Origin of the sequence: Paenibacillus sp. FSL W8-0194, assembly GCF_037969745.1 — a bacterium.
Lineage (GTDB): Bacteria > Bacillota > Bacilli > Paenibacillales > Paenibacillaceae > Paenibacillus_AQ > Paenibacillus_AQ cookii.
Map to the genome: position 1 here is coordinate 4,903,062 of NZ_CP150205.1, position 24,332 is coordinate 4,927,393.

Genomic DNA, 24,332 nt, shown 5'->3' on the forward strand with positions numbered 1-24,332 from the left:
TCAATTGGATCCCATGCCCGGGGGCTTTTGCATTCCGAGAACCGGATAAGAAGGTGATCAAGTTGAAGAACATAGCCATTGGCGGCGGAACGGGGTTCGTCGGGAAAGCACTGACGGCGCATCTGGTGGGACAAGGATGCGAAGTCACTATCATTTCCCGAAAAAAGCCGGCTGATGCCCAAGCCGGCGTGCGATACCTGACCTGGGATCAGCTCAAAACCGCCCCGGATCTTCTCGAAGGCACCGAAGCGATCGTCAATTTGGCCGGGGCTTCGCTAAATCAGCGCTGGACGCCAAAAGCCAAACAAAACATTATCGAGTCGCGCCTGGCCACCGTCCATGCCGTCGCCAAACTCGTTCAAGCGCTGCGCGAGAAGCCGGCGGTCGTCGTCCAAGGTTCAGCGGTCGCCATCTATGGCACATCGCTTACCGAAACTTTCCGTGAGGACAGCGAACGCCGCGTCGTCGATTTTCCTTCCTCCGTCGTCCAGGAATGGGAAGATGCCGCCGACGAAATTCAGGGCGTTCGTTTGGTCAAACTCCGGACGGGAGTGGTGCTAGGGAATGACGGCGGAGCGTTTCCGCTCATGAAGCTGCCGTATATGCTCGGTTTCGGCGGCCGGATCGGCAGCGGCAAACAGTGGGTCCCATGGATCCATGTGCAGGATATGGTTCGCCTGATCGAATACTCCATCCTCCATCCGGAATTGCGGGGGCCGGTAAACGCAACGGCTCCGGAGCCCGTAACCAACAACCGGTTCGGGCAAACGGTCGGCCGGATCTACCGACGCCCGCATTGGTTCCCGGTGCCGTCGTTTATGATGCGGGCCGTTCTGGGCGAACTCTCCCTCATGCTGCTGGAAGGCCAGCGGGTGATCCCGGAAAAGCTGCTCTCGCAAGGTTTCCGCTTCGAATATCCGACTTTGGATCAGGCTCTGCGGCAATTAAAGAAGGGGCATCAAGCGGATCGGAACGTATAACGTCCTTTGACGATCACGAACGTATCCCCGTCCTGCAACGGATATTCCTTGTAAGGCACCATCTCTTCCCCTTTGAGCCGCGTTCCGTTTTTCGAGCCGAGATCCTTGATCAAAAACCTTCCGTCTTCGCTCCGGCTCAATTCCACATGCGCACGCGATGTTCCTACGGAGCGCTCGACGTACTGCGATACCTCTTCGGACCTGCCGATAACAAAATGCTGCTGCCTCAGCTCGATCCTTTCGGCTGCCCTTCCTCCCTCGCTTTCCCGAAGCAGGTAACCCGAAAGAGGGGAGGACACCGGTGCATGGCTTTCCCGACCCGACGAGGGGAGTGGACTTAAGAGCACGGTAGCGCCGGCGCCTTTTCCAGGCTGCAGGGTTTCCGTTTTTAGGCCAATGCCGCCGTCCCCCTCCCCCTCGTCTGTATCCGGAAAACGCAGCGGCACATGATCTTCGGCCCGGTTCCATCCTTCCCGGCGATGCGGGAGCCCCGTAATGCCCACGGCTCCAGCGCTGCTCTCTTTTGTCCTCATTTCACGGTTGCCCTCGCGGTCTTGCACGGCATCCTGCGGAGGGAATTTCCACTTCCACGCCGGCTCTGGATCCTTGTCCGCTTGAAAGAAAGCCTCTTCTTTGTTTTTTCTCCCGCCTCTCAAAAATCCCGTAAACCTTTCAATTTCAAAACGGGAACGGCCCTGACGAAGGTTCGGTTCGGTGGAAAGCTCGGCGGAGCCGAAATCGGGCAGCGCTTCGAACGAAGCGGAATCCGCCGCGGCATATTTGGGCGCGAAGAGTTTGCCCATCCAGCTCAGAGTAGCGACGCCTCCCAAAATCACGGTCAATATGGCGCATAAGATCATCGTCCCGTTGCCCGGATCCGGCATATAAATCATCCTCCAGACAACTGCCGCGGCCAGAAGGCAGCCAAGCGCGATGTATGTTTTGCGCGCAGAGGCGGATTTTTGCGCCGCCCCATCGACGTTTTCATCTGCTTCCGGTTCCGTTTCCAGGTCACCGCCGTTCCAGCTTTTCAAGAAATCGGGCAGCGCATCAACGTTCCGGCCGGCCGGATGAAGCTTCGAACTCAAGAGATCATCGCCAGGCATGGCAGCTTCGGCCTGCAACCCGCTTCGCGCCGCCGCAAGGCTCTCCGAGTCCCTGCGTAACCCCCGCTCTCTCACGGGGCTCACCGGTTTTTCCTGCAACCGGGAAACGGCTCCGGGACGTTGCCAAGGAAAGGTCCCCCCATTCATCGCCGCGGGTTCATCTGTTCCCCAACGGCCCGAATCCTCAATGCCTGGAGCTTCCTGCATCCGGTCCCGTTTCCTGGCGGCAGGAGGAGTATGATTGTTCGCGCCTGACTGAATCCGGACATCGCCTTCCTTAGAGAGAAGACCCAGGAGCAGCTTTTTAAATCCTCCCGGGGAAAAGTCCTCGGATGCCGTATACTGCAGCAGCTGCTGCACTCCGCTGCCGCTCAGTTCGGTTACGGATGCCATGAACCGAGTGACCAGCTCCTTCAAGGCGTCTTGGACGGGCTTTAAGCCTTCCGTCCGGTCAAGCGGAACGTAGGTCAGGTAAAGCGTCCCTTCCTGCAGCGACCCGTGCACGAAAATGTATTCTTCGTCCAACACGTATTTGAGCGGCTGCAGCATGTAAAGCGCGCTGTCTTCCAACGCCTCGGCCACCTGCAGCAGCAAAGCGTAATATTCCGTCATGTTGATTTTTTCGCTTTTCAGCATATGGGACAACATCTTTTTTTCCGTGATGTCGTACCAAAGCGTAACCCGAAGATCGACTTCTTTGACATGGAGGGGCAGTAAGCGCGGGATCCGCGAAGCCCCGATCATCGCCACCTCTACCTTGCTCAGTTCGTCCGAACCGATGCCGGAGGAGTCCGACAATACCATATAGGTTCCGCCCTGCTGCATAAAATCGCGCGACAAACCCATCATTCCTGTTCACCTCTAACCGAGTGTATAGACGCTGGCCGCAACATAACCGGGAAGCACCGCAAGCATAAACGGAAAACGCAGCTGCTTCTCCTTGCCTGCCGTCAGGGACCGAAAATTCCTCAATATAAAAAACCCGGCCAAATTGCGTGCCACATTCCGCATTCTTTGCATGGTCTCGCGTCTCCACAATAAAATCAGAATACCGATGAATCCGGCGCATAGCACCGAATAAACGATGCACTGGATCGTTAACAGCGTCCCCAGCCATGCGCCAATCCCTCCAAACAGCTTGACGTCTCCGGCGCCGACCGCCCCCATCATATGCATCAGCAGAAGCAGCACGAACCCCGTTCCAAGTCCTTTGACCGAAAACAACAGTCCCTGGAAACCATCCGCTGCGAAATGGATCAGAATCCCGCTAAGCATCGCCGACAGCGTCAACCAATTCGGAATTTTCATCGTGCGAATATCCGTGACGAATGCCGAGATGATGATCAGCGCGCAACCCCAAATCCAAAAAGTCATGTCCGAACCTCCTTTTCTTTCACGATGTGCCCGACGCTATGAGACTTCAAACAGACTTTTTTGCGCCCGGGCTTATCCTTTGACAACCGTAAACATCACCTCGGTCCTTTTCCCGTCCGAGGTCGTAATGACAAACGGCCACGTGCCCGGCGTGGTATTGGTTCCGACGAACCACTCCCATTCGACATACCCTTCCGCATCCGCTTGTTGATCCCCGAGGTATTTGGCCGTGCTTTGTCCGCTTTTATAGAACACGGAAAGGTTGGCCGACGCCCCGGGTTCGATTTTGACGCGCACCTTTGCCTTTTTGCCGACGTAGGCAGGGTCCGGTTTTTCAATAATTTGCACCGCCGATCCTTCGGATCCGGACTCGTCCCCTTTGCCCGCGTTCTCTTCCGTTTCCCCAATCCACAACCGTTCCTGGGCTTTCGCCTGGATTACGATTTTTTTATTCAGAAGCGGCACCTTCATCGGCAACTCATAGCTGACCTCGATCCCGAAATAGGGCTCCGTGCGGGTCCGCAAATTCGGAATTTGAATGTTCGATACATGGATGCGCTCATAGTCAAGCAGCCGGCTTTCCATGTACGGCTTAAGAATCGGCTTTACGACCGGGTCAAGGACAGCCTCCGCCGCCTGATTTTTCAAATCCTGAAGCGGTTCGTCCGCCCTGGCGGCCGCGTCCGCCATCCATTCGTTCAAGGGAGCCGGCAGCGTATCCGTGTATTGGGCGGCCCAATCGCTCAAAGAAAGCTTCGGGATACTCCAGCTGCCGGCAGGCTTTTTGCCGTCCTCGTTATCCCCTGGCTTTTTGGGCTCAATGGCCAGCGCAACCGGGTACATATGGGTGGATACCATTTTGACGGTATCGCTAACCGTGCTTTGCAGCGCCGTAGAAACCAGCGTCATCTGCACGATATAAATCAGGAAAAGGACAAAGAAGATAAACATCGGCATCACCAGGGATGCCTCGACGACCATGCTCCCCTGCTCGGTGCCGCCGGATCGGGGGCATCCTCTCCCGAAACTCGCCCGCATTCGGTTAATAAGAATAATCCGCTTGTTTGACCGCATAATATCGGCTTCCTTCCACCTTATCCGGACTGCCGCCGGCATATCCGACCCATTTCATCACGCCGGGGAGAAACCATAGTCTCATGCCCATCTTCACCTCTCCCGAAGCGTAAGTGGTTCTTTCCGCGGGGTTGATTCCCGTATTGAAACGGATCAGCGCTAGCATGCGCGACATTTTTTTCTGATTGTTGCTGTGCAGGAGTAAAAAAAGACGCAAATGGTCGCGGTACGTCAATTTCGCTTTAATGTAGCTGGACAGTTCTACGGATCCCGTCGTACACAGGGTGATCATGTCAGCCATCGCCATTTCGATGCCGTAGAGCAGAGCAGCGGCGAGCACAAGCAGCGGATGGCCGAGGCCGCTGTTTTTGACCAGCCCTTCCATCGTACGAATCGCCAACCTGGACGCGAAGATTTCGGCATAGGCCGCCGAAACGTTGCCTACGGGGTTATGAAACCCGTATACGATATACTCCAACTCTTGGTTTTTGACGCTTAGCTGGTCTGCGACCGCGTCTCCCAAACCCGCCTTCGGATCGGATGCTGCATCCTTCAGACGGCTGATATCAAAATGATTAAAGTACATGGCCGCATATTCGTTTTGCAGCAATTCGTCCTTAACCCCGGACATCATGCCCCCCAGCGCTCCGTACAACCCGTCCATTCCGTTCATCGCCGACTTCCCTGCATCGTAAGGATCGTCGTCAAGGTCGGCTCCCTTGGTTTCCGCCTCGGCAGCTTGATTGTTAAATTCGATGCTTTCGCCGTAATAGGTTTGCAGCGTGTCGTATTCTTTCATATAAGTCTTTGCCTTTTGATCCAGCTCGTTGATCCGTTCCAAAATATTCGCTGCCTCTTTCAATTTGGCCTTGCCCTGTTTTTCCTTTTCCTTCCGCTCTTTATCCGAACCGCGGTGCTGCTCGATCACCGCCGCTTCCTGGTCCAGCCTGTTCGCGGAACCCGACTCGGCGTAGGCCCGCAAATAGCCGTCGATCACCCCCCGGGCCGCAATGACCGCGCTTTTCATGCTGCTTGAGCTGCCGTAAAGCCCGGATGCCCCGGCCAGCTCAGACCGTGCCGACGAAAGACTTTGGTCCGCCTGCCGGAACTCGTCCCGCTGGCGGCTGATCCCTTGCTTCAGATCGCCCAGCAGGCTTTCGCTCAGCAAAAGCTGGTCGGTTTGTCCGCGCAAGCCGCGGATCGTCGCCGCGTCATCCCCGTTGATTCCGGCCGTATGCCCCGGAATGACGCTTCGCGAAACCGCGTCGTAACCTGCGCTTTCGGAGCGGTTTTCGGAAGCCGCGATGACTTCTTTCATCTTTTCGTTCAGTTCGGATGCCTCCTGCCATGCCAGATCGGCCTCCTGCAGAAGCTTGCCGTGGCTGTTCGCCGCCGAACGATGCTTGCTGCCAAGCCGGGACGTCACGTCCGACGAATCCGTCAAATAATCGCGGATCTCGTCGTTGTACTGCGGCTCTTCATCCTCGCCGCGGTTCGCGTCTTCATTCGCCTTGGCGACGTAATCATCGTATTGGGCAGCAATGCCTGCTGCAGCGCTCACCCGCGAGGATCCGAGAGACTCATTGGAAATGGAGGAGGAATACACGCCCATGAGCATGCCCGGTATGCCGTTTGCGCTTTCCGCCGCCTGTCTTTGCTTGTCCAGCATCCGGTCCAGCGCGGCCTCCCGTTTGTCGTACAGCTTTTGCAGTTTGCGCAGCACGTCGACCGTATCGGAAGCCTCTTTCATCGAAGAAGACAACGGCTTCATTTTTCCGGCAATCTCAAGCGTAAAATCGATTGGCGCCTTATACTTCATTTCCTCCCCGATTTGTCGGTTGAAAATGTCGTATTCGCCGAGCATCCTTTCCATCTGCAGGCCGGAACTGTCCAGCTCCATCGGCAGCAAATCGAACCGGTCGCTCCTTTTCCCCTTTTCCAAACTGTTGCTCAACACGCCCGCCATAATCTGATCCCCGCTCTGTTCCCCGTAGGCAAACAAACCGTACCGTTCCTGCAGCTCCACGTCATAAGAAGACATGACGGAACGAACCGCCGCATGCGCCAACCGTTCGGTTTGAACCTTCATCGCCGCGATGCGCGCATAATCGATAAAAAGAGCGACGAACGCAAATATAAAAGCAAGAATCATGATTAAAAACACGGAAACCGAACCGTTTTCCGCCCGCCTTCCAGCAAACACACCTTATCCCCTCTTTCCGCTACCTGCCCGAAGACCTGAATTGATTCAACACCTCCGCGGCGCTGCCCGGATCGGTTTTGGCGTCTTCCCTTGTACCTTTGAATTTCGAAGCATAATATCTCATTAAATCAACCGTACGAATGAATTCGACGGGTTCGACGACAGCGGAATTGGCAAAGCTGCTCGCATCCGAACCTTCTTTCAGCAGGGTATCCAGCGGCGGGAGGGACAGCATGCGAGTCAGGTCTACCCTCACCGTCCGCTGCACGATCGTGTTTTTGTAGCTGATCTCGCCTTTCATCTCAGGCGGGACCATGCTTCCGGAATGGTTCATTTTGATGACAGGGAGGCTGCCTCCCGCGCCATTCCCCCCCGGCATGGGAACAGTTTCCGTATTCTCCGTTATCCCGGTCCAGCTAAACAACGCCCCAAGCATCCCGTCTTCGCTCAGCCTCCAATACAAGGAATCGTATTGTCCTTTCCCGACCTGGCCGGTGGCTGCTTGCTTGTGGCTGTTGTCCCAGCTGTATGCCGCCCGCTCCGCGACGGCGGACGCGGTCTGGTGCAAAAAGCTCTGCTGATACACGTACAGGCAAAAAAATACGAGCGTCATCGTGACAAACAGGAAGATCGGAAGCACGAGGGAAGCTTCGACGGTGAAACTCCCCTCGCTGCCTTTGAGAGGTTTAGCTATCCGAAAATACTTCATCGCTTTTTTTGTCCACTTTCGTTAACAGCCGTTGCACGATCCGAAGCAGCTCTTTTCGGAACAACAAGGCGATGATGATAATCACCGCAATGATCAAGATCATTTCGAGCATTCCGAGCCCGTCTTCCTGTTTCCAAAAATCTTTGGCTTTGCTCCAAGCAAGCATCCACATACCTTCATTCCTCCTACAAATTCATCATCATAAAAGCAGGCGTTCCGACAAGCACAATCACAATCATAAAAATGACGACCATCGGAAAGATCAGCTTGGAAGACGCCTGTTCTCCCCGGGTCCGCGTAATGGCCTTCCGTTTCTCCCACAGAACCCGGGACAAATCGGTCAATGCCAGCACGAAGTCGCTCCCGCCCCGCCTGAAATTGAGCAGGACGGTCGTCGTAAAAATCGAAACCTCCTGAACGGCGCAGCGTTTGCTGAAGTTTTCGAAGGACTGGTGAAAGGAGTATCCCCCTTCGAGATCATCCTTCATCTTGATCAGCTCGCGGTAGAGCGGATGATGAACCTGCTGCTTTTTCTGCTCCACGCAGTGGCTGATCGCCTTTTGGACCGTTTCGCCGGCTCCGACCAGCAGCACGATTTTGTTCAGCAGTTCCGGAAGCTCCGTCAAAATGTCCTGGTCGCGCTTGACGACCTTGCCGTGCATGTCCTTGATCATGGCCGCCGGCACCAGCACGCCCATGGTCCCGCCGATCGCCAGCCCCGCGGCGTCTTTCATGGCAAGCGTCAGCAAGCAGCCCAGCATAAGCAGCAGCCAGCCGTAAGCCATCATTTCCCCGGCGTATAACAGCGTCAATTCGGCGCTGTAGCGCTGGCCGTTCAGCTTTTGGATCGAGCGCTGAATTTTGAAGAAAAACAGCGGGAAACGGGACATCAGCTTCAATCGCTCCACAACATACAGCATCGGGGGAGCCAACCTTTTAAGCCGAAGCCCCTCCATATGCAGCTTCGTCACGCTCCGGTATTTCGCGCCGCCGATCCGGTTCAGCACCACCCAACCACCCGCCAGCAGAACCAGCATCACGACCGCAATCAGCTCCACATCCTCACCCCGCTCAAATTTTGATGTTCATAATTTTGATAATCCATAATAAACAGCCCGCAAGCCCAAGCAGCGCAAACGTCGATATGACCATCCCCATGCCCCCGAACATCGGCTTCATATAATCGCCCGAGGTCAGGTTCATGAACACCAGCATGAGGATGGGCGCGGCGAGGAGCGCCTTCGACTCGAATTTTTTCTGGGCCACGAGAACGGCGATTTCCTGCTGAATGTCCAGCTTTTCGCCGATGATGGAGGAGGTTCTCCGGATGACTTCCACCAGGTCTCCCCCCGTCCGTTTGCATGTGATGAATACGTCCGCGAAATTCGTGATGTCCTCCATGGAGGCCCTGCGGCTGAAATCCCGCAGCGCGTCTTCGATCGGTTCCCCATATTCCAAGCGGGCGCAAATGATGGACAGCTCCGTAATCAAATCGTTTTCGGCGTCCGGATCGAGCATCCGCAAGTCGGAAATCGCCTCCCGAAAGCCGTTCTCCACGGATCGTCCGGCTGACAGCGAGGAGGAAAGCGAATAAAGTGCCTGCTTAAAATGCAGGTTTAGTGCCGCGCGCCTCCGCTGCAGCATATGTTTCCTCCAAAATCGGGGAACAAGCAGGCCGCCCGTCGAAAGCACAAGCGCCATCAGCCACTGATGATAAAACAGGTATCCGATGCCAAAAAACAAGACGGCTCCGGAAATAACGCACATTACCCGCTCTAACGGGCTTAAAACATAGACGCTGTAATCGGGCAGCTGCTTATGCCCTTCAGGCTTTGCTTTGGGGGGACGGCGGCTGCGGCGCAGCATGCTCCCGCTCCCGGCGTATCCCTGGCGGCCGCGCCCTTTGAACGCTTGTCCGGTTTTCATACGACAGCCTCCTTCGACGCCGGGGGATCATAACGGATGCCGGCCATTTTCAGCTTGTCCTGGTTCAACAGCGGTCCCTGAGGCTCCAGCTCCCCAATGATCCTTCCGTCCTTTTCTCCGGTTTCCCTGAACTTGTACAGCGTATGAAGGACGACTTCCCCATTTTCCAGGCCGGCCACCTCGCTGATTTCCATGACCCGCCGCGACCGGTCGCGCAGCCTGCTTAGATGGACGAAAACATCGATTGCCGAGGCGATCTGCTGCCGAACGACGGCGATCGGCAGCTCCGCACCGCTCAGCACCATCGTCTCCAGCCGGCTGATCATGTCGCGCGTGCTGTTCGCGTGCCCGGTGGATAAAGACCCGTCATGGCCGGTGTTCATGGCCTGCAGCATGTCCAGGGCTTCGCCGCCGCGCACCTCCCCGACGACGATCCGGTTGGGCCGCATCCGCAGCGAAGACCGGATCAGGTCCCGGATCGATATTTCTCCCCGTCCCTCCGTGTTGGCGTTGCGGGTCTCCAGCGACACGAGGTTCGGCACGGTCACGATCTGCAGCTCGGCCGAATCCTCGATCGTGATCACGCGCTCGTCCCCAGGGATAAACTGGGATAAAGCGTTCAAGAAGGTCGTTTTCCCCGAACCCGTGCCGCCGCTGATAAAAATGTTATACTTGCCAGCCACCAGCTTTTGCAGAAACAACGAAGCTTCCTCGCCGAGCGCCCCCCGCCTCGTCAAATCGTCCATCGTCATCGGTTTTTCCGGAAACTTCCGGATCGTCATGGTCGGACCTTTGAGCGCGATCGGGGGCAGGACGATATTGACGCGGGAGCCGTCCTTCAGCCTGGCATCCACGATCGGCGACGATTCATTGACGACCCGGTTCACGCCGGACACGATCGTCTGAATGATGTCCTCCAGCCTCGTCCGGGACTCGAATTCCAGCGGCAGCTTCGAAACCTCGCCGTTTTGCTCGATAAAAATGTCCCGATGGCTGTTCACCATGATTTCCGTGATCGCTGGATCATCGACGAGCGGCTGCAAAATATCGAGCCCGCGGAACGAATCGAATATGCGCCGGACCAGCTTTCTTTTTTCCGTCGCGGTCAGATCCTGCAGCTCCCTGCGGCTGAGCACCGTCCGCTCGATGAACTTCATCAGCTCGTCGTTGTCCAAAGCCGACGTGACGTCCAGGCCGGAGCGGACCTCCGCCCGCAGCTGCCTGAAAAGCTCTTCATCCATATCCCTTCACCCCGGTTCCGTTGACCAGCCCTTCCCCGAGCAAATCCCGGCAGAGCTTCAACATATCGCGTTGAAAAATCGGCGAGCTCAGCAGCAGCTCTTCGTTATGGTTTTGTTTCCAGGACGGTATATAAGGAAGGACTCCGTCAATCTCCCGAATGATCTCCGGGGGCGTATTGGCCAAGCTGCCGGCGAAACGGTTGACGATAAACCGGCTTTTTCCCGCCACAAGCCCGAATGCCTCAGGATGGCTGCGTTCCATGTAAGCAAGCTGCTGGCCGCTTTTATACATATGGATAAGGTCGTCCAGCAAAATCCAGACCAAATGCTCGCAACCCTCCAGGACGGCGGACGTCCGGTCATTCATTCCGGAATCGGTATCGGCGATGACGACGTCATAACTCCCGCAGGCCGCGATTCGTTCGATCAGGTTCAGTACGTCGGCTTTGCTCAGTTGAAGAATTTCGTTGCGGTTCGATACCGGCTCGAACCAATCGCACTTCAAAGCCGGATGTTTTACCGAAAACGGTTCGATCGGAATGCGCGCCGGGCTTTTGCTTTCTTGCGCCGCCTTCATCTCGTACAGCAGGCGCGGCAGGCCTTGGGCGTCCTCCGCTTTGCGGTTGGGCCTGGAAAAAACGGCGCTGCTGTTCATCGTCTCCAGGTTCAGATAAAACACGGAACATCCCAATCCGCCGAGCTGCTTCGCCATATTGACCGCTGCCGTCGTTTTCCCGCTGCCTCCGACCGCGGACACAAAGCCGATCGTAACCGCCCCGTCCCCTTTCCGAGCCGCCTGTCCCGCAAGCATTCCTTCCTTGGAACAGGCCTGAAACAATGCTTCGCATAATTCGGGAAGCGCCTGAAATTTCGCTATCTCATGAGGCGGGCCGCCGCCCGTTCCGAGCACCTTCCAGGAGCAGGTTTTGCCCCCTTCCATCCAAGGCCCAAGCAAATCCCGGTCCCCGACGACCAAATCGGGACGTTCGTCTCCGTTCATGAACTCCAAAAAAGCCTCCTGCTTCGTAAAACCGATCATCCGCAATTTGCTTCCGTATTCGCTCGCATGCACGTAATGGAGCAGCGGCTCCAAGTACTGCGGCTCTTTGACGGCAACGACCACCGTATACGGCACCATAAACCTTCGCATCCCCCATTCCAAGACATAAAAAAACACCGTTGAACAACCGCAAAGGCGGCTGTCAAACGGTGCTTCCGTTATCGGCTTCATATTAAGCTCGTCTATCATAAATTGATTATGACTTAATTAGGAATTTACCATATCCTGAAATGAATTACAATACAAAATGTGTAAAATATCGACATATCTTGGATAAAAAATACTCCGCGCCTTTCCTATAAAAACCGTTTTTTCAACTCGGGCGTCGGGAGCAAACACTGCTCCTCCTTGCCGAACCAGCGGTAGCGGTTCCGGGCGACATAACGGTACAGGCGATCCCGGATGGGCGTGGGCACGGCCACAAATATATACAGCAGCGGCCAAGGCATTTTCAATTGCCGGACGATTCGCAGCACCGCCTCCGAACGGACATAATAGCGCCCCTTTTCGATCAGAACCACGGTATCCACCTCGCCTGCGGGCAAACCGCCCTTGATCAGCAGCTCGGCCCCGATCTCGGATTGCAAGGATGCGAAGCGGAACTTTGCCTTCGGGTCGCGCTCGATGATAAAACGGGTTAATCCCTGGCACAAATGACAGACTCCATCGACAAGCACGATGCCTTCATAGCCGCCGCTTTCAGGCGTGCGTCCCTTTTCCATTTTCGGCACCTCCTGAAGTTAGTATCCGCCGTATTTGCCCTGAAATCAAGCATGGCAGAAAAAAGGGGCGGGGAAAACGAGCCGCATTTTTATCTATCAAGCAGGTATATAACGTATAATTAGGCTTACATAATCCGAAAAAAGAAAAAAGCCCGGGTAGCTTCCCGCGCCTGTATCTCGGTTCGACAGCTTATTTCGCCAAAGCTTTGTCGATCCATTGGTTTTCTTCGATTTGCTGTTCCAGCTCGCCTTTGTAGCTCTCGATGCATTTGCAGATGAAGTCTTTGCGGCATACGGGGCAAGGCGTTTTTTGCAATCGGCTGATGTTTGTCATTTTCCATTCCGGAAAACGGCTATAGAACACGCGGCACACTGTTCCGTCAGCCAGGTTCATGATGAATTCGTACAATCCGCTTTGCTCGTTGCTGCTGGCTTCCTTCATGTTCGCAATCACTGGTCTGTAAGACATATGCATCACCCGTTTATAATAAATTTCTGAATCAAGTACCTAGACATATTAAAGAATTTTAAACTTCATGTCAATAAAAGCTTGCGTCACTTCGCGCGCCGCTATTCCGTTGGAAACTGGAAAATGCGGCGTCCTTCGTTAAACGATGGCGCACCGGCGGCGGCCTGGTAATTTTTTTTCAGCGTAAAATCCGGCGATAAACCGGCAGGCGGTCGATGACCCTTCAAGTCCGTACTCTCTGCTTGCCCACATCCGGGCACCGCTATACTAAAAAATATTCAAACGGACCGCAAGTGAATAGCAAACGGGAGCATTTAGAAAACTACCCCATAATAAGGTGCACAAGGTGCGTGATACCGAATGAAGGGCTGGACCAAACCTAAAAGACGCTCCTCGCTCACGGGAATCAACCATTCGCTGGAAGTTCCACGCAGAGGCCCGGCATTCCGGAAATTTCTGGCTTTCGCCGGTCCCGGTTATCTTGTCGCCGTCGGTTACATGGATCCGGGAAACTGGGCGACGGACATCGCCGGGGGCGCCGGCTTCGGGTATTCGCTGCTGTCCGTCATTCTTTTGTCCAATCTGATGGCCGTGCTGCTCCAATCGCTTTCCAGCAAGCTGGGCATCGTCACCGGCCATGACCTGGCGCAAGCCTGCCGCACCCAATACAGCAAACCGGCGGCCATCGGCCTGTGGATCCTGTGCGAAGCGGCGATCGCCGCATGCGATTTGGCGGAAGTGGTCGGTTCGGCCATCGCCCTGAAGCTGCTGTTCGGCATTCCGATGCTGTACGGCGTGCTGATTACGGCGCTTGACGTTTTGCTAATCCTGCTTCTGCAGCATCGAGGTTTTCGCGCCATCGAAACGCTGGTCATCGTGCTTGTGGCGACGATCGGGATCTGCTTTGCGGTCGACCTGTGGCTGGCCAAACCCCATCTCCCCAGCGTGTGGGCCGGATTCATGCCGACGCCCGACCTCATAACGAACCACGAGAAGCTATATATCGCGATCGGGATTCTCGGAGCCACGGTGATGCCGCATAACCTTTATCTTCATTCGTCCATCGTGCAGACCCGCCGGTATGAAACGACGGATGAGGGCAAACGCGAAGCGATCCGCTTTTCCGCCTGGGATTCCGCCATTGCGCTGACTTTGGCGCTCTTCATCAATGCCGCCATCCTGATCGTCTCCGCCGCGACCTTCCATCAAGCGGGCTTGACGGAGGTCGCTAATATCAGCGATGCCTTTCATCTGCTGACGCCTCTGGTCGGAACGACGCTGGCAAGCATCGTTTTCGGACTCGCGCTTCTTGCTTCGGGGCAAAACTCCACGCTGACGGGCACCCTGGCCGGGCAGATCGTCATGGAGGGTTTCCTGGACATCCGGCTCCCGCCCTGGCTTCGCCGGCTGGTTACGAGGCTGATCGCCGTCATCCCGGCAGTGATCGTCACGATGATCGCCGGCGAACAAGGAACCGAAGATCTGCTGATTTTGAGCCAGGTCATGTTGTCGCTCCAGCTTCCGTTTGCGGTGATTCCCCTCGTCCAATTTACCGGAAGCAAAAAGCTTATGGGTTCATTCGCCAATCCGGCCTGGATCAGCTTGCTCGCCTGGTGCGTCTCCGCCGTCATCGTCGTTTTGAACATGTTTCTTATTTACCAAACCTTTGCAGGCTGAAGAAAAAAGACGCCATGGTTCGTCCCAAGCCGAACATGGCGTCTTTTTTCTTATGGCAATAACAGCTGCACTACGATCTGCCCTTTCTGCCTTCCACTTGAAACAGCCTGGAAATCCAAAGCTTATTCCCTGCCCGTCCCCAACTCCTTCAGGGCCAAATTCAGCTTCAGCACGTTCACTCTTTTTTCGCCGAACACGCCCAGGTCGCGCCCTTCGGTAAATTGTTCGACCAGCTCCTTCAATCGCTCCTCGGGAAGATGCCGGAGTGCGCCGATCCGCGGAATTTGCGCCATCGCGGCCGCGGGCGATATATGCGGGTCCAGCCCCGAGCCGGAATTGGTGACCAGATCCGCCGGCAGCTTATCGACCGGAACCTGCGGGTTTTCCTTCTCCCACCGGGCGATGGAAGCCTGAACCCGCTTCAGCAGCTCGGGATTGGACGGGGCATAGTTGTTGGACCCGGAGCCTGCGCCGTTATTGTCGATACTGGAAATCCGGCCCTGGAAAAACGACGGATCGGCAAACGTCTGCCCAATGAGCTCCGAACCCACCGTTCTTCCCGCGCCGTCCTTGATCATGCTGCCGTTGGCCTGGTGCGGAAAGAAAAGCTGGGCCAGCCCGGTGCTGGCCAGCGGGTACGCCAGACCGCAAACAACGATGAACAGCAAACTGGAGCGCAGCGCCAAAAGCCAAATGGAGCCATGCGGCATTTTTTCGAATTCAGCCGTGGTTTTCAATGGATATCACCCTTTTTCATATCGTTAAGAGGAGCGTTCAGCTTTCCCCATGTATCTCTGCCATCCAAATCAGCATGCTCAGATCCACAAATGCACGACCAGATCGATCAGCTTGATGCCGGCGAACGGGGCGATGACGCCGCCGAGGCCGTAAACCGTCAGGTTGCGGCCCAGCAGCCGCGCCGTGCTCATCGGCTTGTAGCGGACCCCCTTCATCGCCAGCGGAATCAGCAGCGGGATGATGACCGCGTTAAAAATGAGCGCGCTCAGGATCGCGGACAGCGGGGAGCCGAGCCCCATCACGTTCAGCGCCTTCATCTGCGGTATGGCCGCCATGAACATCGCCGGAATGATGGCGAAATATTTGGCGACGTCGTTGGCGATGCTGAACGTCGTCAGCGCGCCGCGCGTCATCAGCAGCTGTTTGCCGATCGCCACCACTTCGATGATTTTGGACGGGTCGGAATCCAGGTCGACCATGTTGGCCGCTTCCTTGGCGGCGACGGTGCCGCTGTTCATCGCGATTCCCACGTCAGCCTGGGCGAGCGCCGGGGCGTCGTTCGTCCCGTCCCCCGTCATCGCGACCAGCTTGCCTTCGGCCTGCTCGCGGCGGATAACGGCGATTTTGTCCTCCGGCTTGCTTTCGGCGATAAACTCGTCGACGCCGGCTTCGCGGGCGATGGTCGCCGCCGTGAGCGGATTGTCCCCCGTGCACATGACCGTTTTGATGCCCATTCGGCGCAGCTGTTCAAAACGTTCCTTCATCCCCGGTTTGACGGTATCCTTCAAATGGATCAGGCCGTAGATTTTGCCGTCGACCGCCACGGCCAGCGGAGTGCCGCCTTCCGACGCGATCGCGTCGGACTTCGCCGCCAAATCCTCCGGAATGCTGCCGCCTTGGGCGAGCACCCACCGCCGCACCGCGTCGACCGCGCCTTTGCGGACATGCCGCCCGTCCTGCAAATCGATGCCGCTCATGCGGGTTTCCGCTTTGAATTCGACGAACTCGCCGCCGGCCGCAACCTCCGTGTCATAGGCGAGCTGCTGCTTGTTCATCAGCTCCAGCACCGACCGCCCTTCGGGCGTTCCGTCCTTGAGCGAGCCGACCGCGGCCCAGTACGCGGTTTCGGCAAGCGCCTCTCCTCCGACCGGAATAAATTCGCTCGCCATCCGGTTCCCGTACGTGATCGTTCCCGTTTTGTCCAGGATCATCGTGGTGATGTCGCCGGAGGCTTCGACCGCCTTCCCGGACATGGCCAGCACGTTGAACTGCGTCACCCGGTCCATCCCGGCGATTCCGATCGCGGACAGCAAACCGCCGATCGTCGTCGGGATCAGGCAGACGAGCAAAGCAATGAGCACCGGGATATCCAGCGGAACGCCCAAATATTCGGCAATCGGTGCCAGCGTGACGACCACGATCAAAAAGATGAGCGTGAGCGTGGTCAACAGCGTGTTAAGCGCAATTTCGTTCGGCGTCTTCTGGCGCGACGCGCCTTCGACGAGCGAGATCATCCGGTCAATGAAAGACTCGCCGGGGTCGCTCGTGATGACGACCTTGATCCGGTCGCTCACGACCCGGGTTCCCCCGGTCACGGAGCTGAAATCCCCGCCCGCTTCTTTCATGACCGGAGCCGATTCCCCCGTAACCGCCGACTCGTCGACCGACGCAAGCCCTTCGATGACCTCGCCGTCGCCCGGGATCATTTCGCCTTGGGACACAACGACGATGTCGCCTTTGCGCAGCTCCGTGGAATTCACCGCGATGATTTCGGAACCGACGCATTTGTTCGCGGACGATTCCTTTTTCGTTTTTTTCAGGGCGTCGGCCTGCGCTTTCCCGCGCCCTTCCGCAAGCGCCTCGGCAAAGTTGGCGAACAATACCGTAAACCATAAGATCAGGAACACCGCCAGATTAAAACCCGTGCGTCCGGCGGTATTGAAATACCCCGGAAACAGCACCATCAGCAGAACGACGAACGTTCCGATTTCCACCACGAACATGACCGGGTTTTTCATCATGACGACCGGATTCAGTTTAATGAAGCTGTCCTTCAGCGCCTGCTTCACGATGCTTCCCGTCAGCATGCTTTTTCGTTTTCCGTCCATGATTTTCTCCACCTCGTTTATCCATCGCTTAACATGCGTTTTTCGATGGGACGCTCCCAGCGAACCATCGCTTCCGTTTGCAAACCATTTCGACAGGCCCCTTACATCGTCAAAAACTCCGCGATTGGCCCCAGCACGAGCACAGGCAGGAAGGTCAAAGCCCCGATCAGGAGCACCGTTCCGACCAGAATCCCGGCAAACAGCTTCGTATCCGTGCGGAAGGTGCCGATCGATTCGGGAACGGGCTTCTTCCGCGACAACGAACCGGCCACGGCGAGAAGCGCGATGATCGACACATACCGTCCCAAAAGCATGACAAGCCCCGTGCTGACGTTCCAGAACACCGTGTTATCCCCCAGCCCTTCGAAGCCGGAGCCGTTGTTCGCCGCGGATGACGCAAATTCGTACAACGCCTGGCTGAGCCCATGATACAGCGGATTCGAAAGGGCGTCCGTGCCGAGATGCGTCAGGAACGAAATGGCCGTCGGCGCCAAAATGATCAGCGGATGCGCCAGGACCGCGACGGCGATCAGCTTCATTTCCCGGCTTTCGATTTTGTTCCCGAGAAACTCCGGCGTCCGCCCGACCATGAGGCCGCAAATGAACACGCCCAATATGGCGTACATCAGCATGTTGACCAGCCCGACGCCTTTGCCCCCGAAGACGACGTTCAGCATCATCTGAGCCAGCGGAGCCAGCCCGCCGAGCGGGGTCAGCGTATCGTGCATGTTATTGACCGAACCGGTCGTCGCCGCGGTCGTCACCGCCGTGAACAAAGCGGACTGCGCCACGCCGAAACGAACTTCTTTTCCTTCCATGCTGCCCTGCGAAGCGTCGATGCCCAGCTGATGGATCAGCGGGTTGCCGCTTTTTTCCGAGACGTACGTCAGGGACAGGAACGCCAGGAACAGCACCATCATGGCCGAAAAAAGAATCCAGCCCTGCTTGCGGTTGCCGGCGAAACGCCCGAACGTGTAAGGCAGCGCGGCCGATATCGTCCACATGCTTAAAATTTCGATGACGTTCGTGAGCGGACTCGGATTCTCGAACGGATGTGACGAGTTCGCCCCGAAAAATCCGCCGCCGTTCGTTCCCAGATGTTTGATCGATTCCAGGGACGCTACCGGCCCCATCGCGATATGCTGCACAGCGCCGCCAAGCGTGTTCACGGTCACCGCCTGATCAAGCGTCTGCGGCACCTTCAACCCCACAAGCACCAGGGTAACGATCAACGCGAGCGGCAGGAACACCCGGACATGGGCTTTGACGAAATCCTCGAAAAAGTTGCCGAGTCCGCCCCGCCGGCGGGTTATGCCCCGCATGAAAGCGATCGCCACGGCCAGGCCGGACGCGGCCGACGTAAACATCATCATCGTGATGACGATCATTTGCCCCAAATACGACATGCCGCTTTCCCCGCTGTAATGCTGCAGGTTCGTATTCGTCATAAAGCTGATGACGGTGTTGAAGGACAAGCTCGCCTCCATGTTTCCCGTCCCGTTCGGGTTTGCCGGCAGTCCGCCCATCCATCTCAGCGCCGCGTAACTTGCGGCCACCAGCACGACGTTCGTCGCCATCATGCTTAGGGCGTATGTTTTCCAGCTCATCCCGGAGCGTTTCCGAAGACCGATGACGGCATAAAAAAACTCCTCCACGGGACCGAACATCCGGTCCGTCCAGTTCGCCTCGTTAGAAAATACGTGGTAAATATAACTGCCTGCCGGTTTGACCAACAGCAGCAGCACCACGATCACGATGCCTATCTGCAATATATCCAAAATCGTTTCCTCCTCTTATAAGCGGGTCGAAGGCGTCTAAGCCTGCTCCGCCCGGCCTTTCTAAAACCGTTCCGGATGGATCAAGGCATACGCCAGGTAGACGAACACAAACGCCGTCAGCACCAAAACCACGATCATCGGCCTTCGCCTCCCCCATCCACGACATGGCCGCACCACATGAGGAACAGCAAAAAGATTCCGAACACGCCCGCAAGCGTTAAAATCATTAAAAAATCCATCATGGTTCAACGCTCTCCTTGTCAAATCCCTTATTTCAGCAAAAATCCGACTTCGCCGTTCAACGTGTGAATGACGTGATCCGCGCCAAGCCCCCGGTAAATGCCCGGCGAGTGATGCGCCCGGGTGATTACGTATATCGAATCCGGCGTCCAAGCACGGCAAATTTGCAAGTAACGGCACGTTAAATTCAAACTGTTTTCGAATATAAAAATCCGGCCGATCCGCCACTCAGGCACGACCCATTCCTCCGTGTTGTTGGTATGGAGCCGGATGACTTTGGAGACGCCCAGCTTCTTCAGATCGCGTTCTTCCTTGGCATTGTTCGTCAGCGCGGCGAAAGGCCGCTTGAGATAGATCAAAAGCTTGATAAAATTGCGCCCGGCCTCGTTCGGGGCCGTCACGACGATGAGTTCCTCCTCCACGGCTCTCGCCTCCTTTCGTTTCTGGATCGGGCAATCCGCAACAATCGCACCTTTTATTAAAAATGCTTATCCGAAATGCTGACCCGAATAAAAAAAAGCCGCAGGAAAGAGGATTCTTTCCCGCGGCTTCCAACATCCATGACCAAAGAAAGCCATGAAATATCGCTCACGACGAATGGGGCCTCTCCCGATACGCTTACGAGGTTAGCTGACGGATTAGGGCGTGAGAGTCGCCCTTCCCCCGTCCGGTTTTCGGACAAAGGGATTCACCCCGGCGCCATCCGCTTGTGGAAGCAAACGGCGCGTTGGTTCCCCCGCTTCCGGCCAAAGCCAGAATTCAGCGTTAAAGACGTTTCTATTGACTTTCATCCATTTTGTGCAACGTTGCGTTTTTGGCAATAAAAAACCACAGAGGTCATCCGATCCCCTGCGGCCGATGTTCATCGATCACAAGTTTCATCATTCCTCTCTCAGGCGACGCTTACGAGGTTAGCTGACGGATTCGAGCGGTGAGAGTCGCTCTACCCGCGATCGGATCCATGGCATCCGTTCGCAGGATTCACCCCGGCGCCTCCCTGCCTTCCGACTCTCACACCGGACGACGGGACGCGCGATTGGTTCCCCCGATTTCCGCTTCTTCAAACGGAAACTCAGCGATTTAAAAATGGAAACATGTTCAATTACGATTTGAATCATACACCCGCGTGCATCGGCATGTAAAGGAGACGCGAAATCGTTATCCGCGTAAAATGACGACCCTAGCATACAGGTTACCGCTTACAAAAGTCTTTATCTGCGCCAAGCTCTCGCATGCTCTCTATTTTTCGCGTTTTTGGCAATGGATTCGAAAGCCCCTTCTATTGCGTTCCTTTGAATCGGATCCCTTTTTCCGCAAACCGGCCGGGCCCAATCGAATCGTGAACCATTGCCCTATGGCGACCTAAAAGCATAAAGAATGGAGCAAAACAAAAAAGAGGCCGCATTGGCCTCTTTCGTTATATGTGAGTCTATGGAATTTCCCGCGGCGGCAAAAGCTTCTTTTTACGGACGAACGCTTGGATGGCGAAACATTGCCCGGTGCAACAAAAAAATCCCTGCAAAACAGGGATTTTCTCGGTCAGATCGTCAATGCGGTAGAGAGGACTCGAACCTCCACGGGCATACGCCCACTACCCCCTCAAGATAGCGTGTCTGCCATTCCACCACTACCGCATAATATTAACTTTTGCAGCAACTCTGTTATTATACACCGATTATCACGATATGTAAATAGCTTATTTCTTTTATCCAGTCCGATCCCAGGGAATATATGATCCGTTGCGTAAAAACGGGCCGTGGACCAAAGCCCGTTCATTCCTTCAACAGCTTGCCCAGCTTGGCGACCGTATCGCCTTCCGCCGTCGGAACGTTGATCGTGACGGTCAAACCCGGGTCGTCGGACGTCACAAACGAAACCTGCTCGAATTCGAGCCTGCCCGCGGCCGGATGATGAATGATTTTTTTCCCTTCGGGGCCGTTTAAGACGTCATGCCGCGGCCACCACGCCCTGAATTCTTCGCTTGCGCGGTTTAATTCCCCGATCATGTCCGTCCACCATGGATCCCCGGCGAATTTGGCGTAGTTTGCCCGAAATTGCGCCAGACGGTGCCGGGCATGGGCTTCCCAACGTTCCCGGAGCAGGCTGCGGACATCCGGGGAGGTAAACGTACGCCAGACGGAGTTGCGTTCCCTTGCCGGCATCGTTTCATATTCTCCATACACCATGCTGGCGATCCGGTTCCATCCCACGATGTTTAAGCGCTGGTCGGTCACGTAAGCCGGGCTTGTTCCCTGCAGGTCCAGAAACCGCTGAAGCGCCGGCGTAATTTCCGCGGCAGCCTCCTCCGAAACGGGGGGATACTGCTGCAAAGCAAGCAGAAACAGATGTTTTTTTTCATCGGCATCAAGCTGCAGGGCGCGCGCGATGCTCTCCGTCACCTGGGAAGACACCTGTATGTTTCGGCCCTGTTCCAGCCACGTATACCAATCGACGCTGATGCCGGCAAGCAGCGCCACCTCGCTGCGCCGAAGTCCCGGAGTCCGCCTGCGCCCCTCCACCTTCAATCCGGCCTGCTCCGGCGTCATCCGGGCGCGCCGGGTCCGCAAAAACTGGGCAAGCTCCCGAAGACGCTCCCCATCCGCTTTTTCCCACAAGTGCTTCTCCTCCCCTTCCCGTTCCCTAGGAGAATTTCTCCTAGGATAAACCCTCATCTAGTCCCATGATAAGAACCATTATACACTTTCCCGGTAACGGCGATGACTGCCGAATTTGCCTTTACGGAGGGATTGTCTTGGAAAAAGCGATGAACATCCAGTCCGACGGCCGCTGGAAGCCGGCTAAAGCGCTGCTGCTGCTCGGACTGTCGATCGGATACTTTATGGTGCTGCTGGACACGACGGTAGTCAGCGTCGCGCTGCCCGCGATCCGCGCCGACCTTGGCGGCGGGATTTCCGGCCTCCAATGGGTCGTCAATGCGTATACGATCGTGTTTGCCGGCTTCCTGCTCTCGATGGGCGGGCTAGCCGATAAACTGGGAGCGCGCCGCGTCTATGCCGGAGGCCTGGTCCTGTTTCTGGCCGCTTCGGCCTTGTCCGCGGCCGCCCCTTCGCTTGGCTTGCTGATCGCCTTGCGCGCCGTTTTGGGCATCGGAGGCGCGGCTCTGACGCCGGCCTCGCTAGCGCTCGTTGCCCATGCGTTTCCCGAACCGTCCGCACGTGCCAGGGCGCTTGGCATCTGGGCTGCGGTCACCGGGATCGCCATGGCTGCCGGGCCCGTTGCGGGCGGCCTGCTGGCCGATTCGCTCGGGTGGCGAAGCATCTTCCTGCTGAACGTGCCGCTTGCCGTCATCAGCTTGGCCATCGTCCTGCGGCTCGGCGCCGAAACCGCCCGCAAGCGGCGGCAGCCCCTGGATTGGACGGGCCAATGGACGGCTGTAACGGCCATCGCCGCGTTATCCTTCGCGCTCATGGAGGGATCGGCTTACGGCTGGGGATCGCCGATCGTGATCGCCGCTTTCGTCCTGACGCTCGTCAGCGCGGCTCTCTTTGCGCGGGCCGAAAGGAAAGGCCCCGACCCGCTGCTTCCGCTGGGAATGTTTCGAAACGCAACCGTATCGGCGGGAATGATTGCCGGCATGGCCGTCAATATCGGATTGTCGGGCATTTTGTTCGCGCTGCCGCTCTTTTTTCAACAAGCGCGCGGATTATCGGCTCATACGGCAGGCCTGGCCCTCCTTCCGATGACGATCCCGCTGGCATTCAATCCGATCGTCACCGGCCGCATCGTCGGCAGGATCGGCGCCAGAATCCCGATGACCGCAGGGTTCCTTCTTGCAGCCGCGGGAACGATCTTCCAGCTGCGAATGGTTTCAACCTCCGATTACGCCCTTCCTTTGATCGGCCTGTTCCTGATCGGCCTTGGAGTTTCCCTCACCATCCCCGCGCTCATGACCGCGGTCATAGGCGCGGTTCCCCGGGAGCAGACAGGCGCCGCATCGGGCGCATTAAATTCGAGCCGGCAGGTGGGCGCGACCTTGGGCGTTGCCATGATCGGCTCGATCCTCGGCGGCACCCCGTCGATGACGGCGGGGATGCGCCTGGGGCTGGCCCTGACTGCGGCCGTCCTGCTGGCCGGGAGCCTGCTGTCGTTTGCCTTTATCGGCCGAAAGGGCCGCAACCCGCGGATTGAACGTTAATGTTCCCAACCACAAAAAAGAGCCTTGCTCCCAAAGCAAAGGCTTCTTTTTTGCGTTGTCCCGGGGCACGCCCCCCCTATGATAGCCGCTCCCTGAAGGCTTGCCGCCACCCGGCTGATCCATCGGGATCGACGGTCCATCCTTCCTGCAGGAACAGACGCATGCGTCCCTTCAGGCCGTCGCGTCCGATTCTATTTGCTCATTCGCCGTTCGATTGTTTTTTTCGGTAACGCGTAAACTCGATATATTCCCTTATGAACTCTTTTTCCTTCTCGGACAACGGAACGTCGCCGTCATCCCCTTCCTCCCATGCGTATGTACCTGTGTTTTCCTTCAAATGAAAACGCTCCTGGTCTTTGCCCAAAATCAGCCAATCGAGGCTGACGTCGAAAAAGGAGGCAATTTCGATCAGTTTATGGGTACCCGGCGTTGATTTTCCTCTTTTCCAATCCCCCAGATTCCCCGTGCTGATGCCAAGCTGCTCGCAAAACGATTTTTTCGTCATCCCCCGCATTTTGATTAACGATTCGATTCGATCGTAAATGGATTGCATATTAAACCGCCTTCCGATAATTCTTATGACGACGTATTTTCGTAATTTTTCTCTTGCAAAATGACGTAAAAAAGTATATACTTTTCTTTATGCTACAGTAATTATAACATAACAATAATTGGAGAAATAAGTTTATTCCTTTATTCACGCAATCCTCAAACATCCCATGCGAACTCCCCGTCAGACAGACCTGAACCAGCACGCGTACCTGCGATAAA

21 protein-coding genes, 1 tRNA gene and 2 riboswitches are annotated in these 24,332 nt (G+C 56.3%); of the genes, 3 read left to right on the forward strand and 19 right to left on the reverse strand.

The genetic code is table 11. The features are described from left to right. Positions 1-62: 62 nt before the first annotated feature. Positions 63-980 (forward strand): TIGR01777 family oxidoreductase, encoded by a 918-nt coding sequence (locus tag MKY58_RS22445; RefSeq protein WP_339322190.1) that lies wholly within the window; start codon positions 63-65, stop codon positions 978-980. Here the strand turns inward: MKY58_RS22445 and MKY58_RS22450 are convergent. From MKY58_RS22450 to MKY58_RS22505, 12 genes are all read right to left on the reverse strand, one after another. Continuing rightward, a complete protein-coding gene (locus MKY58_RS22450) occupies positions 959-2,935 on the reverse strand; it encodes a DUF6382 domain-containing protein (RefSeq protein WP_339322191.1) in 1,977 nt (658 codons plus the stop codon). The genes MKY58_RS22445 and MKY58_RS22450 overlap by 22 nt on opposite strands. A 12-nt stretch (positions 2,936-2,947) precedes the next feature. Beyond that, positions 2,948-3,460 carry an A24 family peptidase gene (locus MKY58_RS22455; protein ID WP_339322192.1) on the reverse strand — a complete coding sequence of 171 codons (513 nt, stop codon included), beginning with the start codon at positions 3,458-3,460 and terminating at the stop codon, positions 2,948-2,950. 72 nt (positions 3,461-3,532) lie between these two features. Next, complete coding sequence (locus tag MKY58_RS22460; protein ID WP_339322193.1) at positions 3,533-4,534, reverse strand: TadE family protein; 1,002 nt, start codon at positions 4,532-4,534, stop codon at positions 3,533-3,535. Further along, positions 4,503-6,737, reverse strand: a complete 2,235-nt coding sequence (locus MKY58_RS22465; RefSeq protein ID WP_339322194.1) for a hypothetical protein — start codon at positions 6,735-6,737, stop codon at positions 4,503-4,505. Before MKY58_RS22465 ends, MKY58_RS22460 begins: the two co-directional genes overlap by 32 nt. A gap of 19 nt (positions 6,738-6,756) precedes the next feature. Then, positions 6,757-7,446 carry a TadE family protein gene (locus MKY58_RS22470; RefSeq protein ID WP_339322195.1) on the reverse strand — a complete coding sequence of 230 codons (690 nt, stop codon included), beginning with the start codon at positions 7,444-7,446 and terminating at the stop codon, positions 6,757-6,759. Continuing rightward, entirely contained in the window at positions 7,424-7,618 is a 195-nt protein-coding gene (locus MKY58_RS22475) for a Flp1 family type IVb pilin (RefSeq protein ID WP_339322196.1), read from the reverse strand. Before MKY58_RS22475 ends, MKY58_RS22470 begins: the two co-directional genes overlap by 23 nt. 13 nt (positions 7,619-7,631) lie before the next feature. Then, positions 7,632-8,483 (reverse strand): type II secretion system F family protein, encoded by an 852-nt coding sequence (locus MKY58_RS22480; protein WP_339325228.1) that lies wholly within the window; start codon positions 8,481-8,483, stop codon positions 7,632-7,634. 34 nt (positions 8,484-8,517) lie between these two features. Continuing rightward, entirely contained in the window at positions 8,518-9,312 is a 795-nt protein-coding gene (locus MKY58_RS22485) for a type II secretion system F family protein (protein ID WP_339325229.1), read from the reverse strand. Positions 9,313-9,368: 56 nt separating this feature from the next. Next, positions 9,369-10,613, reverse strand: coding sequence for a CpaF family protein (locus tag MKY58_RS22490; protein WP_339322197.1), 1,245 nt, complete (start codon positions 10,611-10,613; stop codon positions 9,369-9,371). Further along, the gene (locus MKY58_RS22495) at positions 10,606-11,751 is read right to left on the reverse strand and encodes a hypothetical protein (RefSeq protein ID WP_339322198.1); all 1,146 of its coding nucleotides are present in this window, start codon (positions 11,749-11,751) and stop codon (positions 10,606-10,608) included. Before MKY58_RS22495 ends, MKY58_RS22490 begins: the two co-directional genes overlap by 8 nt. A gap of 218 nt (positions 11,752-11,969) precedes the next feature. Further along, positions 11,970-12,395 (reverse strand): thiol-disulfide oxidoreductase DCC family protein, encoded by a 426-nt coding sequence (locus MKY58_RS22500; protein ID WP_339322199.1) that lies wholly within the window; start codon positions 12,393-12,395, stop codon positions 11,970-11,972. Positions 12,396-12,585: 190 nt separating this feature from the next. Beyond that, a complete protein-coding gene (locus MKY58_RS22505; protein WP_036713108.1) occupies positions 12,586-12,864 on the reverse strand; it encodes a hypothetical protein in 279 nt (92 codons plus the stop codon). 360 nt (positions 12,865-13,224) lie between these two features. On the opposite strand from MKY58_RS22505, the gene MKY58_RS22510 reads away from it, so the two are divergent. Continuing rightward, the gene (locus tag MKY58_RS22510) at positions 13,225-14,541 is read left to right on the forward strand and encodes an Nramp family divalent metal transporter (RefSeq protein WP_339322201.1); all 1,317 of its coding nucleotides are present in this window, start codon (positions 13,225-13,227) and stop codon (positions 14,539-14,541) included. Positions 14,542-14,663: 122 nt separating this feature from the next. Here the strand turns inward: MKY58_RS22510 and kdpC are convergent, their stop codons facing one another. The 6 genes from kdpC to MKY58_RS22540 form a co-directional block, all read right to left on the reverse strand. Continuing rightward, positions 14,664-15,251, reverse strand: a complete 588-nt coding sequence (kdpC, locus tag MKY58_RS22515) for a potassium-transporting ATPase subunit KdpC (RefSeq protein WP_339325230.1) — start codon at positions 15,249-15,251, stop codon at positions 14,664-14,666. Between the two features lie 105 nt (positions 15,252-15,356). Next, entirely contained in the window at positions 15,357-17,387 is a 2,031-nt protein-coding gene (kdpB, locus tag MKY58_RS22520; RefSeq protein ID WP_339322202.1) for a potassium-transporting ATPase subunit KdpB, read from the reverse strand. A 101-nt stretch (positions 17,388-17,488) separates the two neighbouring features. Beyond that, positions 17,489-19,165, reverse strand: coding sequence for a potassium-transporting ATPase subunit KdpA (gene kdpA, locus MKY58_RS22525; protein WP_339322203.1), 1,677 nt, complete (start codon positions 19,163-19,165; stop codon positions 17,489-17,491). A 269-nt stretch (positions 19,166-19,434) separates the two neighbouring features. Continuing rightward, complete coding sequence (locus MKY58_RS22530; protein ID WP_212952198.1) at positions 19,435-19,827, reverse strand: hypothetical protein; 393 nt, start codon at positions 19,825-19,827, stop codon at positions 19,435-19,437. Between the two features lie 177 nt (positions 19,828-20,004). Beyond that, a riboswitch (cyclic di-AMP (ydaO/yuaA leader) is annotated at positions 20,005-20,180 on the reverse strand. Between the two features lie 109 nt (positions 20,181-20,289). Beyond that, a riboswitch (cyclic di-AMP (ydaO/yuaA leader) is annotated at positions 20,290-20,493 on the reverse strand. A gap of 463 nt (positions 20,494-20,956) precedes the next feature. Next, positions 20,957-21,039: transfer RNA gene (locus MKY58_RS22535), tRNA-Leu, on the reverse strand. A gap of 138 nt (positions 21,040-21,177) precedes the next feature. Continuing rightward, positions 21,178-22,020 (reverse strand): helix-turn-helix transcriptional regulator, encoded by an 843-nt coding sequence (locus MKY58_RS22540; RefSeq protein WP_339322204.1) that lies wholly within the window; start codon positions 22,018-22,020, stop codon positions 21,178-21,180. A 137-nt stretch (positions 22,021-22,157) separates the two neighbouring features. Between MKY58_RS22540 and MKY58_RS22545 the strand changes: the two genes are divergently transcribed. After that, positions 22,158-23,561, forward strand: a complete 1,404-nt coding sequence (locus MKY58_RS22545) for an MFS transporter (RefSeq protein ID WP_339322205.1) — start codon at positions 22,158-22,160, stop codon at positions 23,559-23,561. Between the two features lie 199 nt (positions 23,562-23,760). On the opposite strand, the gene MKY58_RS22550 is transcribed toward MKY58_RS22545, so the two are convergent. Beyond that, a complete protein-coding gene (locus MKY58_RS22550; protein ID WP_339322206.1) occupies positions 23,761-24,114 on the reverse strand; it encodes a helix-turn-helix domain-containing protein in 354 nt (117 codons plus the stop codon). Between the last annotated feature and the right edge of the window lie 218 nt (positions 24,115-24,332).

Coding starts and splice junctions, on each gene's coding strand:
- MKY58_RS22460 (WP_339322193.1), bottom strand. CDS start 4,534: ATGCGGTCAAACAAGCGGATTATTCTTATTAACCGAATGCGGGCGAGT.
- kdpB (WP_339322202.1), bottom strand. CDS start 17,387: ATGGACGGAAAACGAAAAAGCATGCTGACGGGAAGCATCGTGAAGCAG.
- MKY58_RS22485 (WP_339325229.1), bottom strand. CDS start 9,312: ATGCTGCGCCGCAGCCGCCGTCCCCCCAAAGCAAAGCCTGAAGGGCAT.
- MKY58_RS22475 (WP_339322196.1), bottom strand. CDS start 7,618: ATGTGGATGCTTGCTTGGAGCAAAGCCAAAGATTTTTGGAAACAGGAA.
- MKY58_RS22495 (WP_339322198.1), bottom strand. CDS start 11,751: ATGGTGCCGTATACGGTGGTCGTTGCCGTCAAAGAGCCGCAGTACTTG.
- MKY58_RS22500 (WP_339322199.1), bottom strand. CDS start 12,395: ATGGAAAAGGGACGCACGCCTGAAAGCGGCGGCTATGAAGGCATCGTG.
- MKY58_RS22450 (WP_339322191.1), bottom strand. CDS start 2,935: ATGATGGGTTTGTCGCGCGATTTTATGCAGCAGGGCGGAACCTATATG.
- MKY58_RS22480 (WP_339325228.1), bottom strand. CDS start 8,483: ATGCTGGTTCTGCTGGCGGGTGGTTGGGTGGTGCTGAACCGGATCGGC.
- MKY58_RS22550 (WP_339322206.1), bottom strand. CDS start 24,114: ATGCAATCCATTTACGATCGAATCGAATCGTTAATCAAAATGCGGGGG.
- MKY58_RS22470 (WP_339322195.1), bottom strand. CDS start 7,446: ATGAAGTATTTTCGGATAGCTAAACCTCTCAAAGGCAGCGAGGGGAGT.
- MKY58_RS22490 (WP_339322197.1), bottom strand. CDS start 10,613: ATGGATGAAGAGCTTTTCAGGCAGCTGCGGGCGGAGGTCCGCTCCGGC.
- MKY58_RS22455 (WP_339322192.1), bottom strand. CDS start 3,460: ATGACTTTTTGGATTTGGGGTTGCGCGCTGATCATCATCTCGGCATTC.
- MKY58_RS22510 (WP_339322201.1), top strand. CDS start 13,225: ATGAAGGGCTGGACCAAACCTAAAAGACGCTCCTCGCTCACGGGAATC.
- kdpC (WP_339325230.1), bottom strand. CDS start 15,251: ATGCCGCATGGCTCCATTTGGCTTTTGGCGCTGCGCTCCAGTTTGCTG.
- MKY58_RS22505 (WP_036713108.1), bottom strand. CDS start 12,864: ATGTCTTACAGACCAGTGATTGCGAACATGAAGGAAGCCAGCAGCAAC.